This window comes from Neorhizobium phenanthreniclasticum, assembly GCF_040066075.1.
GTDB lineage: Bacteria > Pseudomonadota > Alphaproteobacteria > Rhizobiales > Rhizobiaceae > Neorhizobium > Neorhizobium petrolearium.
The window spans coordinates 90,260-103,867 of sequence record NZ_JBEAAL010000014.1; the positions used below are offsets into that span (position 1 = coordinate 90,260).

At 61.8% G+C, this 13,608-nt stretch carries 14 protein-coding genes and 1 pseudogene; 11 read left to right on the plus strand and 4 right to left on the minus strand.

Translation table 11 applies throughout. The annotated features are described in order from the left end of the window. Window positions 1-104: 104 nt before the first annotated feature. The 7 genes and pseudogenes from ABK249_RS18220 to ABK249_RS18250 form a co-directional block, all read left to right on the plus strand. Window positions 105-707, plus strand: a complete 603-nt coding sequence (locus ABK249_RS18220) for a 2-hydroxychromene-2-carboxylate isomerase (protein WP_348863574.1) — start codon at window positions 105-107, stop codon at window positions 705-707. Window positions 708-710: 3 nt separating this feature from the next. Further along, window positions 711-1,679: an ABC transporter permease gene (locus tag ABK249_RS18225; protein ID WP_348863575.1), complete on the plus strand. Its 969-nt coding sequence runs from the start codon at window positions 711-713 to the stop codon at window positions 1,677-1,679. Between the two features lie 17 nt (window positions 1,680-1,696). After that, entirely contained in the window at window positions 1,697-2,602 is a 906-nt protein-coding gene (locus tag ABK249_RS18230; RefSeq protein ID WP_348863576.1) for an ABC transporter permease, read from the plus strand. Continuing rightward, window positions 2,599-3,588 (plus strand): ABC transporter ATP-binding protein, encoded by a 990-nt coding sequence (locus ABK249_RS18235; protein ID WP_037145127.1) that lies wholly within the window; start codon window positions 2,599-2,601, stop codon window positions 3,586-3,588. Before ABK249_RS18230 ends, ABK249_RS18235 begins: the two co-directional genes overlap by 4 nt. A 22-nt stretch (window positions 3,589-3,610) precedes the next feature. Next, window positions 3,611-4,543, plus strand: a complete 933-nt coding sequence (locus tag ABK249_RS18240) for an ABC transporter ATP-binding protein (RefSeq protein ID WP_348863577.1) — start codon at window positions 3,611-3,613, stop codon at window positions 4,541-4,543. Window positions 4,544-4,613: 70 nt separating this feature from the next. Then, window positions 4,614-5,822, plus strand: a complete 1,209-nt coding sequence (locus ABK249_RS18245) for a MalY/PatB family protein (RefSeq protein ID WP_348863578.1) — start codon at window positions 4,614-4,616, stop codon at window positions 5,820-5,822. A gap of 62 nt (window positions 5,823-5,884) precedes the next feature. Beyond that, window positions 5,885-6,010: pseudogene (locus tag ABK249_RS18250) on the plus strand (TniB family NTP-binding protein); the annotation flags it as partial. A gap of 149 nt (window positions 6,011-6,159) precedes the next feature. On the opposite strand, the gene ABK249_RS18255 reads toward ABK249_RS18250, so the two are convergent. From ABK249_RS18255 to ABK249_RS18270, 4 genes are all read right to left on the minus strand, one after another. Further along, entirely contained in the window at window positions 6,160-6,531 is a 372-nt protein-coding gene (locus ABK249_RS18255; protein ID WP_037145119.1) for a hypothetical protein, read from the minus strand. Further along, the gene (locus ABK249_RS18260; RefSeq protein ID WP_348863579.1) at window positions 6,528-7,388 is read right to left on the minus strand and encodes a DODA-type extradiol aromatic ring-opening family dioxygenase; all 861 of its coding nucleotides are present in this window, start codon (window positions 7,386-7,388) and stop codon (window positions 6,528-6,530) included. Before ABK249_RS18260 ends, ABK249_RS18255 begins: the two co-directional genes overlap by 4 nt. A 200-nt stretch (window positions 7,389-7,588) precedes the next feature. Further along, a complete protein-coding gene (locus ABK249_RS18265; RefSeq protein ID WP_348863580.1) occupies window positions 7,589-8,974 on the minus strand; it encodes an amidohydrolase family protein in 1,386 nt (461 codons plus the stop codon). 40 nt (window positions 8,975-9,014) lie between these two features. Continuing rightward, on the minus strand, window positions 9,015-9,824 hold the full coding sequence (locus ABK249_RS18270; RefSeq protein ID WP_037145112.1) for an IclR family transcriptional regulator domain-containing protein: 810 nt from the start codon (window positions 9,822-9,824) through the stop codon (window positions 9,015-9,017). 278 nt (window positions 9,825-10,102) lie between these two features. Here ABK249_RS18270 and ABK249_RS18275 point away from each other — a divergent pair, with 278 nt between their 5' ends. From ABK249_RS18275 to ABK249_RS18290, 4 genes are read left to right on the plus strand one after another with little or no spacing between them, the layout of a single operon-like run. Then, the gene (locus ABK249_RS18275; RefSeq protein WP_037145109.1) at window positions 10,103-10,918 is read left to right on the plus strand and encodes a citryl-CoA lyase; all 816 of its coding nucleotides are present in this window, start codon (window positions 10,103-10,105) and stop codon (window positions 10,916-10,918) included. A gap of 11 nt (window positions 10,919-10,929) precedes the next feature. Next, a complete protein-coding gene (locus ABK249_RS18280; RefSeq protein ID WP_037145105.1) occupies window positions 10,930-12,075 on the plus strand; it encodes a CaiB/BaiF CoA transferase family protein in 1,146 nt (381 codons plus the stop codon). 25 nt (window positions 12,076-12,100) lie between these two features. Next, window positions 12,101-12,505: a YciI family protein gene (locus tag ABK249_RS18285; RefSeq protein ID WP_052182557.1), complete on the plus strand. Its 405-nt coding sequence runs from the start codon at window positions 12,101-12,103 to the stop codon at window positions 12,503-12,505. A 22-nt stretch (window positions 12,506-12,527) separates the two neighbouring features. Beyond that, on the plus strand, window positions 12,528-13,601 hold the full coding sequence (locus ABK249_RS18290; protein ID WP_037145102.1) for a C4-dicarboxylate TRAP transporter substrate-binding protein: 1,074 nt from the start codon (window positions 12,528-12,530) through the stop codon (window positions 13,599-13,601). Window positions 13,602-13,608 lie beyond the last annotated feature (7 nt).

Below are 13,608 nucleotides of genomic sequence, written 5' to 3' on the forward strand. Positions count from 1 at the left end.
CTCATGCTGCAGGGCGGGATCGGCATCTTCCTCTTCATCCTGCATCGCACAAAAATACCCCTTCGAGGGGATAACGGGAACAGATGCAGCGATCGAGGAACGGGATGTCGGGCAACATCGAATACTATTTTTCCATCACCTCCCCCTGGGCCTATCTGGGCGCCGAAAGGCTTGTCTCGATCTGCCAGAAAGCGGGTGTCGGAATCAGGCCCTTTCTCATCGCCAACATCTCCGAGAACGGCTGGATCACCCTCAGGGAAAAGCCGCCGGTCAGGCAGAAATACGTTTTCGAGGATCTCTCCCGTTGGGCGAAAAGGCTCGGCGTCCCTCTGAAGCTCAAGGACCGGGCAGGCCTGAAGGATGCAGCGCCGGCCTATCGCATCGTCATCGCCGCCGAACTAGCCGGCAAGCCGACGCTTGCGCTCGCCATTGCTCTCCAGAAGGCCTTCTGGGGCTATGGTGAGGACATCGGCGATCCGGCCGTCCGCGCCGCGGTTGCCAGCAAGGCTGGTTATGACGGAGCGGCGCTGGTCGCGGCCGAAGAGGCGCCGGACGTGCCGGCCGCCTTCCAGAAGAACATCGCCCTCGCCACAATGCGCGGCGTCTTCGGCTCTCCCACTTATCTTTATGGCAAGCAGACGTTCTGGGGCCAGGACCGGCTGGATTTTCTGGAGGAGGCACTCGCCAGAAGCCCGGTGGAGGCCTGAGCCATGTTTTTGCCCGCCGTCAGACGCACCCTCCTCCAGGCGATACCGACCATGATCGGCATCGTTCTCCTGAGCTTCTTTTTCCTGCACATGATGCCTGGCGACGCCGTCGACGCGCTGGCCGGCATATCCGGTTCGGCCAGCAAGGAGACGATGGAGGCGATGCGTGAAGCCTATGGCCTCAACGCGCCGCTTCCCGTCCAACTCCTCCGCTATTTCGGCAATGTTCTGACGCTCAACTTCGGGCAATCGATCAACTACAGCTCGCCCGTCTTCAACCTGATCGTCGAACGCCTGCCGAGTACGCTCATCCTGATGCTGACGGCCTTCGTAATCGCACTGACGACGGGCATCCTCGTCGGCTGGGTCATGGCCGTCTTCGCCGGCCGCTGGCCCGACAGGATGCTGACCTCGATTTCGCTGCTCTTCTATTCGGCACCGAATTTCTGGGTCGGTCTGATGATCATCGTGCTATTTTCGGCCAAGCTGCAGCTTCTGCCGGCCGGCGGGTCAGAAACCATCGGCGTGACGCTCGAAGGATGGCATTGGCTCGTCGACCGACTGCAACACCTCGTCCTGCCGGCCTGTTCACTCGCAGCCTTTTTTGTCGCCATCTATGCCCGCCTCACCCGTGCCTCCATGCTGGAAGTGCTGCGGCAGGACTATATGCGAACCGCTGCCGCCAAGGGTCTGCATCCGCTGCTGCTGCAGTTCCGCCACGGGCTACGCAATGCGCTGATCCCGGTTACCACCGTCGCGGGCCTGCATCTCGGCAACATGCTGAGCGGTGCCGTCGTCGTCGAGACCGTTTTTAACTGGCCAGGTGTCGGCCGCCTCACCATGAGTTCGCTCGCCGCCCGGGACGTCAACGTCCTGCTCGGCATCCTGCTCATGTCCTCCGTGATCGTCATCGTCACCAACCTGATCATCGACTGGCTGGTGATGTGGCTCGATCCCCGGATCTCCGCGTGAAGAAGGAAAGCTCCGCCATGTCGCAAGTCCTTTCCAACCCCATCCTCAAAAGCGCCAAATCGGAGAACATCCGGCCCCGCACCCTGCGGCTTCCACGTTTGCCGAAGAGCCTGCGCGACCCGTTCTTCGTCTTTTCCGTGCTCGCGCTCCTTACCGTCTTTGCAATGGCGCTGCTGGCCGACACGCTCTACCCGGAGGACCCGCTGGATATGGTGGCCGACCCCTTCCTCTGGCCGGGCGACGACCTGATGTTTCCGCTCGGCACCGACAGCCTGGGACGCGACCTCACCGCCGGCATCATTCACGGTTCGCGGGCATCTCTGCTGGTCGGTTTTTCCTCCGCGGTTCTGGGCCTGCTGATCGGCACGACGGTGGGCTCGATCGCCGGATATTTCGGCGGCTGGATCGAAGACGTTCTGGTGCGCATCACCGAGATATTCCAGACCATTCCCACCATGCTCCTGATCATCGTCATCCTCGCGATCGGCGATGCCTCGCTGAACCTGATCGCCCTGTCGATCGGGCTCGCCTCCTGGCCGATGATCGCACGGCTGGCACGTGCCGAGTTCAAGTCGCTGCGCGAAGCGGATTTCGTCATGGCAGCCCGCGGGCTCGGCTACGGCACGCCGCGCATCATCGTCTCGGAAATCCTGCCGAATGCGCTGCCGACTCTCATCGTCGCGGCATCGGTGCTCGTCGCCAACGGCATCCTCCTGGAATCGGCAGTGTCATTCCTCAATCTCGGCGATCCAAACATGGTAAGCTGGGGAAGCCTGATCGGCGCCGGCCGCACCCAGATCCGCACGGAATGGTACCTCTCCGCCCTGCCCGGAATCGCGATCGTCCTGACCGTTCTTTCCCTGAACATCGTCGGCGACCGGCTGACCGATATCCTCAACCCGAAATCGAGGGAGCGGACATGAGCCATCTCCAGGAAAAACATCCGGTCCTCGAGTTGATCGATCTGGATGTCGGGTTTCCCTCCGCGCAAATCGTCAAGCGCGTCAACCTGCGGATCGAGGAAGGCGAGAAAGTGGCGCTGGTCGGAGAATCCGGCTGCGGCAAGTCGCTGACCGCCTTCTCCATCCTCCGGCTGCTGCCGCCCGGTGCTTCGATCAATGGCGGCCAGGTCATCTTCGACGGTCAGGACCTTGCCGCGATCTCGCCCTACCAGCTGCGCCGCATTCGCGGCAAGGGCATCGCCCTCATCCTGCAGGAGCCGATGACGTCGCTCAACCCGGTCTTGCCGATCGGGCAGCAGATCGCCGAAAATATCCTCCAGCACGAGGATGTCACCCGAAAGCAGGCCGAGGAGCGGACGATCGAGCTGCTCGACATGGTGGGTATCGTCAACGCGCGCGGCCGCTACGGCATGTTCCCGCATAATTTCTCGGGCGGCATGCGCCAACGCGTGATGATCGCCATGGCGATCGCCTGCGATCCGCAGCTCTTGATCGCCGACGAACCGACCACTGCGCTCGACGTGACCATCCAGGCGCAGGTCATGGATCTTCTGGAAGACCTTTGTTCGAAGCTCAACATGGCGATGCTGCTCATCACGCATGATCTTGGCGCCGTCGCTCAATGGGCGGACCGGATCGCCGTCATGTATGCCGGGCGGATCGTCGAGGAAGCGCCGGTCGGCACCTTCTTCTCCGGCCCCCGGCATCCCTATTCCCGCGGCCTCCTCAACTCCTCTATCGGCAACGGCTGGCACTATTCGAACCGCCGCCTGACGGAGATCGTCGGATCGGTACAGTCGGCAGCTGGAGAAACCGGTTGCTCCTTCGCGCCACGCTGCCCGATTGCCATGCACGAATGCCGCGCCGCGCCGCCCGAACTCGGCGGTACGAACGACGAATGGTCCGTCGCTTGTTATCGCGATCCGCTCGCGGTTGCTGCCAAATGAAATCGCGAAAGGGAAATGGCTGATGGCGCTCCTGTCGGTGAACAATCTGAAGACCGCCTATACCTCGCGCGGCAAGACCTTTTATGCGGTGGACGGCGTCTCCTTCGAGGTCGGCGAGAATGAGACGGTCGGCCTTGTCGGTGAATCCGGTTGCGGCAAGTCCACTTTGGGCAAGAGCGTGGTACGGCTCATCAAGCCGGCTGAGGGTGAGATCCGCCTCGAAGGCTGGGACATCGCCGGCATGGACGATCGGCAATTGCGACCGATCCGCAAATCCGTGCAGATGGTCTTCCAGGATCCCTACGCATCCCTCAATCCGCGCCAGACGGTATTCCAGATCCTCGATACACCCCTTAAGGTGCACGGCATCAAGAATCCCGCCGAGCGCAGGAAACAGATCAACGAGATCATAGATCGGATCGGCTTCTCGGCCGCGGCGCTGCAGCGCTATCCGCACGAGTTCTCCGGGGGCCAGAGGCAACGCATCGGCATCGCCCGGGCTCTGATCCTGAAGCCCAAACTAGTCGTCTGCGACGAACCGGTCTCGGCCCTGGACCTTTCCATTCAGGCACAGATCATCAATCTGCTCGTCGACCTGAAGCGCAGTTTCGGCCTGTGCTTTCTGTTCATCTCGCACGATCTTTCCGTTGTCCGCTATTTTTCCGATCGCGTTCTCGTCATGTATCTCGGCCGGATCGTCGAAAGTGCCGATCATTCAAGTCTCTGGCGGGAAGCAAGGCATCCCTATACCCGGGCTCTTCTGGCTGCGGTGCCAGAGGCGGATCCCGGCCGTAAGATCGAAAGCCGGCTTTCCGGCGAAGTCGCGGGCAGCATTCCCGAAACTGGGTGCCGCTTCCGTGCGCGCTGCCCCATCGCTGCGGATCGTTGCTCGGTAGAGGACCCGCAGTTGAGAACCCTGCCGGATGGTAACGCGGTGGCTTGCCACCTCGCATGACGATGGGCACGCGGAGCCGTCTCCGTATTGCCGCAACAGAAGAATAAGGACCGAATACAGGAGAATACGCATGGATTCGGAAACAGTGATCTTCGCCGCCGAAACCGGCTCATTCGAGATGCGCAAGCCGGAGCTTCTGGAGCGGCGCAACGCCAAATGGCGGCAGTATCCGTCCGACGTGATCCCGGCCTTCGTTGCTGACATGGACTTCCGCATCGCCCCGGCTATCCAGCGCGCCATCCAGCATAGCGTCGAGGCCTTCGACTACGGGTATCCGATGCGCGACGGAGGCAAGGCCGACCGCGCGGTCGCCTCGGCTTTTGTCAACCGCATGAAGAACGTCTGCGGCTGGGACGTCGCGGAGGCCCAGGTGCTTGTCCTCGCCGACCTCGTCCAGGCGATCTACGCTTCGGTCATGGCCTTCTCCGACCCGGGCGACGGCGTGATCGTCCAGATGCCGAGCTATCCGCCCTTCCGCGACGCGATCGCCACCACCGGCCGCACCTGCGTGCCGCTCACCATGCAGGCGACCGACCGGAGTTATGTCTTCGACCTCGAAGCCCTGGAAGCCACGGTCGATGCCAATACGAAGATCTTCATGCTCTGCAATCCGCAGAACCCGACCGGCCGTGCCTTCACCAGAGACGAACTGCTGGAGGTTCTCGCCTTCGTCGAGAAACACGACCTGATCGTCATTTCGGACGAGATTCATTCCGACCTCGTCTATCATGGCACCCGCCACATCCCCTTCGCCTCGCTGTCTCCCTCGGCTGCGGCTCGCACCGTGACACTGAACTCGGCGACCAAGAGCTTCAACATCCCCGGCCTGCGCTGCGCCGTCGCATATTTCGGCACCGAGGAACTGATGCAGCGCTTCCACAAGCGCATTCCGGTCCGCCTGATCGGTTCAGTCAACAGCATCGGCATCGATGCGACGGTGGCCGCCTGGACGGAGGCGCAACCCTGGCTGGACGAGGTGCTGAACCACCTGAAGGAGATGCGCGACCATGTGGTCGCGACGCTGCGGCGGGAAATCCCCGGCATCCGATTCCAGGTGCCGGATGCGACCTATCTGATCTGGCTCGACTGCTCCGATCTCGGCATCGAGGGTTCCGCCTTCGACTTCTTCCTTGAGCGGGCGCGCATTGGCTTCAGTCCCGGCGAAGCCTTCCATCCGGAATGCGAGAAGTTCGTCCGCATGAACTTCGCCACTTCTAAGCCCATCCTCGACGAGATGCTCGACCGGATGATCACCGCCGTCCGGTCGAACCGAAGATGATCCAGAACTTCTTTTACACTCGCCGAGCCATCGGCCATTGACTGTAAATGTGCGGCATGGGGCAGGTACTGCTCATCGACGAGGTGCACAATATACTCGCTGGATCCTACCGCGAACAGCGCATTGTGCTGAACACGCTGCGGTTCCTCAGCAATCGTCTGCAGATCTTACTAGTCTACGTTGGCATTGCGAGGACTTTGCACCAGCCGGGAAGCGATGGTTTGTAGCCGACAGGATTACCGATCATGGCTCCAGCTAATAACCATCCCCTTCAATTGGAGTTAAGCTGACATCACCGTCCTGACCTTACGCGCAGCGCCTACCGAGTACCTGAAACTCAAACCTCCACCGTCGGATATTCCCTGCCCTTCCAGTGCTGCAGCTTGGCGGCGAATTCGCGTTGGAAGGAAAGAGGGCCCGATTTCTGGATATAGGGTTCGTCGAAGATGCCGATATACATGGTCAGGTTCAGGAAGAAGTGCGCGCCCATTTCAAACAGCGCGACATAGTCGTGGTTGATAAGCGCCTCGCGCTCGTGGTCGGTCAGCGCGACGACGGTGGATTCCTCGACGTCGTTGCCGATCAGTCGCGGTCCGATCGACTGTTCCCAGGTCGCCACCAGATTGCGCGGATCCTCGGCGTAGCGCTTCATCAGTTCCGGGTCGCGGTCGACGGTGTAGAGGAACTTGTTGACGTAGTACTTGCTCATGCCGCTTGCTCCTTCGGATACCAGGTGAAATAGGCTTCCATCGTGTGGAAAAGGTCGAGATTATCGACGTAGTCGGCGCCTTCGGGACCGGCGACGCCCAGCATCAGGATAAAGTTCAGGAAGCCCTGGGTGGCGTTGCCGCTTTCGACCATGCTTTTGTGGGTGACGTTGGCGAGTATAGCGTCGACATCGCCCGTGCGCAGCCATTCGATCGCCTGACGATCGAAGACCGGATCGGGGCCGGTTTCCATGAACTGACGCGGTCCGCCGAGTTCGAGCGAGAGATGTCCGGTACCGATCGCCGCGACACGCTTGGCGGACGGGTAGTCCTCGATCGCCTTGCGGATCGCGCGGCCAAGTTCGTAGAACCGTCTCGGCGAATGCAGCGGCGGCGCGAAAATGTTGGTGTAGATCGGCACCACCGGCAGGTCGTTCTGCGGGCGCACCGTGATGATCGGGCATATGATGGAATGATCGATCTTCAGCTCATTGGAGAACGCGAAGTCGAAACTCTGGTCCATCAGCGACTGGTGCATGAAGCGCGACATGTCCTCGTCGCCCTCCAGCACGTATTTCGGAATGCCGAACTCGCGTTCCTCATTGTAGAAGGTCGCATCATAGCGCGGCGCCTTGCCGATCAGGAACTGCGGGCAGTTGTCGAGGAAGATTTGATGGAAGTGGTCGGAGCCCACCATAACGAGGATTTCGGGCTTCGCGGCCGCTAGGGTTTCACGATAGGCTTCCACCTTGTGCTTCCACTCCGGCGCCTGCGGCATCTGTTGCTCGGGCGGCATTGTGGTTGCCTTGAGGTAGAAGGGGTGATGCGTCGAAGCCAGTGTCGCAACTAATTTTGCCAATGTTCTTCTCCCACGATTACGAGGCGCTTGCGGCGCCGACAGTCGGGAGGAGGCGGACCGGAAGCCCGCTTCCTCGCAATCTCAGTCCGCGAACAGGTCGCGGCTAATGCCAGCCGTTTCGAAGATCGCGTCGCGGCTTTTTGCCAGTTCCGCGCTCAGCCGGGCGGTGTCGAAGCTGAGCAACTGGCCCTTCCACTTCTTCACCTTGCCGGCGACGAAGAGGCATCGACGTTCGAGCGCTCCATGAGCGTGACGACGGCGCCGGGCGCGTTGTTGAGCGGCGTGACGTTCAGCGCGTCGGCGTCGAGAAGGATGAGATCCGCCTCCTTGCCGGGCGTCAGCGAGCCGATCTTGTGATCAAGCTTCAGGCCCGTCGCGCCGCCCATGGTCGCAGCGCGGATTGCATCGCGCGCGGTAACGAGGCGCGGATACTTCTCGCCGGCGAGCGCCTTGGTATTTGCCTCCATGCGCTGCAGGGTGACGAAGGACCGCATCTGGGTGAAGAAATCGGCAGTCATCGTACATTCGACGTCAGTCGAGAGCGAAAAGCTGATGCCGAGATCGATCACCTTCTGCAGCGGCGGCGTGCCGTGACGCATCTGCATTTCGATCGGCACCGACAGCGAGATATGGGCGCCGGCATCGGCTGCATATTTCCAGCCGGCATCCGACATGCCGGTCATGTGGATGAAGATGTTGTCGGGGCCGAACATGCCCGTGGCGCCGAGTTCGTCGAATGTCGGCTGCATGCCGAAGGTGCCAACGACGTGGAGCGCGATCGGCATGTCGAGTTCGCGCCCGATCCGCCAGGCTTCCTCGTAACCTGGAATGTAGATCTCGCCGCCCATGACCATGGTCATCAGCTGGTCACCGGATGCGAAATACTGGTCCCTGATGCGCTTCGCGTCGACCGGATATTTGGCGGCATCGCCCCGGCCCTCGAAATAGCCGAAGACCGAGCGTCGGCCCGCGTCGCGAATACCTTCGATGGCGGCGTCGGAATGTTCGGGCGAATGATGGATCTGGCTGACATCCATCACCGTAGTCACACCTGCGTCGAGCTGGGCGAGCGAGCCGAACAACTCGTTGATGTAGACGTCTTCGGGCCTGTAGGCGTTTGAAAACTTCTGAAGAACGGTCTCGTAGTAGTTCTGCGCGCTCTCCGGCCGGCCGTCATTGATCAGGATGCCGTTGGCGAGCTGGCTGCGCAGCGCAGTCTCGAACTGGTGGTGATGGGTGTCGACGAAGCCCGGCATGACGATCTTGCCGGTGGCATCCAGCACTGCGGCGCCGCTTGCCTCGATCGAAGGGCCGACGGCGGTGATCTTTGCTCCCTCGAGCAGTACGTCGCCGACCGCAAAATTACCCACCTTGTCATCCACGGAGAAGACGATGCCACCCTTGATCAACGTCTTCCGGCCAGCATCGCCAATGCCTTTGGGCAGGCTCGCGGCAGCCGCCGCCTGGGCCGCGGCATTGGCCGACAGCACAGTGCCGGCGGCATTGGCCTGCGCCTCGGCCCTCGCCGCATCGAAACTCGTCGGGCACAGAAATTCGAGCTTCCCTGGATCGCAAAGTCTGCACATGGCTTATCCTCCCATCGCCCTGCGGCTCGGTCTTCGTTCGTCAGGTCCCCATGATCGATTGCAGCACCGGATAGCGCGTGATCGCGTGGGCGATGTGAGACGCCGCCTGCCGCAATGCCGGCAGGCGCTCCGTGACCAGCGATTCCGGAGTCAGTATCCCGGTGTAGCCGGACGTATTAAGTGCGGCGATCGTGCGTCCCTCCATGTCGCGGATCGGCACGGCCAGCGCCGTGATGCCGTAATCGAGCTGATCGACAGTCGTCGCATAGCCGGATTCGCGCACGGCGAGGATCTCCTCCCGCAGGATCGCCGGATCGGTGATCGTCTTCGAGGTGAGCGCCTTCGGGTGTACGTTTGAAAGGTATTTCTCCAGAGCATCGTCGCTCAGTCCGGCAAGCAGAACGCGGCCAAGAGAGGTCGCGCAGGCCGGATAGCGCGCGCCCATAACGGCGGCGGCGCGGCGGGCGCGCTGGACCGAAACGTGGGCGATATAGATGACGTCCTCGCTGTCGAGCGTGCCTACCGAGGATGCGTCGCCGAACTTCTCGACGAGTTCCCGCAGATCGGGCTGCAGCACTTCCTCGATGCGCGCCGAGAAGTAGAACGACGACCCGAGCGTCATGATCTTGGGGCGCAGGTGGAAGCGCTTGTCCTTCTGCTGCACGTAGCCGAGCGCCTGGAGCGTGATGAGGCTCCGCCGGGCGGCAGCCGGTGACAGGCCGACCCGCCGCGCCACTTCACTGAGCGTCATTTCCGGATGGGTGACATCAAAGGACTCGAGGATAGCGAGCCCTTTCGCCAGCCCCTCGACGAATTCGGCCGGCCTTTGATTGTCTTCGATAGTCGCCATTGCTGCCTGCTGCACTTGCATCATCCCTGATCGAGAAAAACGGCAATCGATAGCGCATTTGGCGTGGCTTCGACAAACGCGGCGCGGGCGCCGTTCGCAACTCAAACGGTGATATAATCTCCTTGCGTCTGATCTGTCCGCATTTTCCCCTCCGTGCTGCCGTCTCCCCGCTTCCGGCTCTCCGGCGGCGGTTACGGATTGTCACTTGACGGCAAATTAAATGCTGATAACGTTTTCGGCAAGAGCAAATATTTTCGCATACCGAAAAGAGGAGCGCAATGCGAATCGGCAAGCAGGACAACGCCCGCACGGCCATCGCGACTTCGGATGCCGACAGCATAACGGTCAGGGGCTATGACCTCTGCGACGAGCTGATCGGCAAGATCGAGTTCACGGACTACTTCTGGCTACTGGTTCTTGGAGAAAAGCCGAGCAAGACGCAAAGGGCGATGTTGGATGCCTGCCTCGTCGCAATCGCCGAGCACGGTCTCGTTCCGAGCGTGCAGGCCGCGCGCATGACGCTCGCCGCCGGTCCGGAAGCCTGGCAGGGGGCGATGGCCGCGGGCCTGCTCGGCATGGGTAGTGTCGTGGCCGGCAGTTCGGAGTCCGCGGGCCGCTATCTCGCGGAGGTGATGGCGCTTGCCGAGGCGGACGGCACCGATATCGAGACCGCCGCGATCAAGAGTCTCAAGAAACTGAAGGCGGCGCGGAAGAAAGTGGCTGGCCTCGGCCATCCGCAGCATAGCGCTGGCGACCCCCGTGCCAACCGGCTGCTGGCGATCGCCGATGAACTCGGGATCAGCGGCCGCTACATAGAGACGCTGCGCATGCTGGCGAAGCACGCGACTGCCATCATTGAGCGGCCGCTGCCGATCAATGTCTCCGGTGCCATCCCCGCCACCATCCTCGATGCCGGCTGGCCGCCGGAAGCGCTTAAAGCGGTGCCGCTGCTCGCGCGCACGGCGGGCCTTGCCGCCCATCTCTACGAGGAATCGCTGCGCTCGATCGGCTTCATCATGTCCCACAAGGCAGATCTCGCCATCAGCTATGACGGAGCTCTGGCCTCGAAAACAAGCAGGAACGGCGAGGCTTGAGGAAATAGAGCATGGTCAAGATTCTCAAGGACATCCGCGTCGTCGAACTCGGCACCTACATCACGGGGCCGGCCGCGAGCATGCATCTCGCCGATCTCGGCGCGGACGTCATCAAGGTCGAGCGTCCGGAAACGGGCGATCCCTTCCGCGCCTTCAAGGGCGGGCTCTACTCGCCGCACTACCAGACCTACAACCGCAACAAGCGTTCAATCGCGCTCGACACGACACGGCCGGAAGACCTCGCGGTTTTCCGGGACCTGATCTCTACGGCGGATGTGTTCATTCAGAACTTCCGGCCTGGCGTCGCGGAAAAGCTCGGTTGCGGCGAGGCCGATCTCCGCAAGGTACAGCCGTCGATCATCTATTGCGCCATTTCCGGCTTCGGTCAGAGCGGCCCGTCGCGCGACCGCCCCGCTTTCGACACCGTAGCGCAGGCGGCAAGCGGTTTTTTGCGGCTGGTGACGCCGCCGACCAATCCGCGCGTGATCGGCCCGGCGATCGCGGACGCCATCACCGGCCAGTATGCCGCCATGGGCATTCTCGCGGCGCTGCTGGAATGCTCGAAGTCCGGGAAAGGGCGCCGGCTCGACATTTCCATGCTCGAGGCCATGACGCATTTCAACCTGGACAGCTTCACCCACTACTATTCGGCTGGCGAGATCATGGGCCCACTGTCGAGGCCGGTCGTTTCACAGAGCTACACGTTCGAATGTAGCGACGGAAAGTGGATCGCGATCCATATGTCGTCGCCGACGAAGTTCTGGGAAGGGCTGCTGGCGGCGACGGGACAGCAGGACCTTGCCACCGACCCGCGCTTTGCCGAGCGCCTGCAGCGCATCACGCACCAGGACGATTTGATCGCGATCTTCACCCCGGTCTTCAGGCTGGAGACGCGCCAGACATGGTGCGACCGGCTGCTGGCGGCGGAGGTGCCGCATTCGCCCGCCTACGATGCCAACGAGGCGCTCGAAGATCCGCAGGCGAAGTACCTGCAGATCGCGGTGCCGACCGAGCATCCCGAGATGGGCAAGTCGACGACGGTGCGCGCTCCCTACAATTTCGACGGCGCGCCGGAACTTGCCGTGACCCCGCCGCCGACGCTCGACCAGCACGGCGCGGAGATCCGTGCGGAACTGGAAAGACGGAAGGCGGGCTGAGGTCCGCGACGGGAGAAGAGAACCGATGAGTGCCGAGGACAATCCGACCGCTGTGCCAGTCGGGGCCGTGCTGGAAGCCAGCAAGGCCATGCTGCTGAAGCAGCTCTACGCCATTTTCACGCAGCCGGTGAATGGGCTCGGGCCTGTCTTCGCCAACATGGAAGAACACCTGAATTTCCAGATCGGGCTCGAGAAGGAAGGCGTGATGTTCGCCGCCGGGCCGATGTGGACCGATGACGGGGAAAGCTGGGAAGGCGACGGGCTCGTGATCGTGCGGGCCACTTCCCGGGAGGCAGCGATCGCCATCGCGGAGCGCGATCCGATGCACAAGGCGGGGGCGCGCGCATTCCGGGTCCGGCCGTGGTTGATCAACGAAGGAACGGTAACTGTGAAGCTCGACTATTCGAGCCAGACATTTTCGATGGCCTGAACGCAAACTGGGGAGGAGACCAATGCGTATTCTGTTCGGACTCGTGACTGCGGGCATGATTGCCTTGCCCGGCGCCCTCGCGGCGCAGGAAACCATCAATCTGACCATCGCATCCAGCCACCCGACGGTGATCCCGTGGGTCGGCATGATGAAGACCCATTTCATGGCGAAGGCGGACGAATTGCTCGCCAAGACCGGCAATTACAAGATCGAGTGGAACGAAGCCTTCGGCGGCCAGCTCTACAAGGCCAATGCCACGCTGACGTCAGTCGAAGAGGGGATCACCGATATCGGCTGGGTCTTCTCCTTCCTCGAGCCGTCCAAGTTGCCGCTCAGCCAGGCATCCAGCTACGCACCCTTCGCCACCGTCAATCCGCCGCTTCAGCTCGAAGTGATGGAAGACCTGATGGAGAACAACGAAGCGCTCCGTCATGAATGGGAGCAGTACAATCTCAAGGTGCTCGGTCTCACCAGCACCGACATGTACGACATCTACACCAAGACACCGCTCAAAAGCATCGACGACATCAACGGCATCAAGCTCTCTGCGCCGGGCGTGCTTGGCACCTGGCTGCGTGGAACGGGTGCGAATGCGGTCGACGGTTCGCTCACCAGTTTCTACACCGATATCCAGACCGGTATTTCCGACGGTGTGCTATCGCTTGCCCTTGGCGCCCTGCCGGCCAAGCTCTACGAGGTGGCGCCCTATATCAACCGCTTCGACGTGGGCGTCGCATTCTCCGGTGCGGTCGCAATCAACAAGGATAGCTGGGACGGACTGCCGGAAGAGGTCCAGACCGCGATGATCGAGGCGGGCAAATATTACACCGTCGCCCATGGCAAGGATCTGCTCGAACGGCACGAGGCGGCGCTGAACAAGATGGTGGAACTCGGTGCCAGCCAGGACTCGCCCGTCGAAATCATCAAGATGTCCGACGAGCAGCGCCAGGCCTGGGTCGACAAGCTGCCGGACATCGCCGGCGACTGGGCGGCGGATCTCGAGGGCAAGGGCCTGCCGGCCAGGGCCTTCCTGAAGGCCTATATGGACGGCTTGCGCACCAAGGGCGAAAAGCCCATGCGCAACTGGGACGAATAGTCCGGCG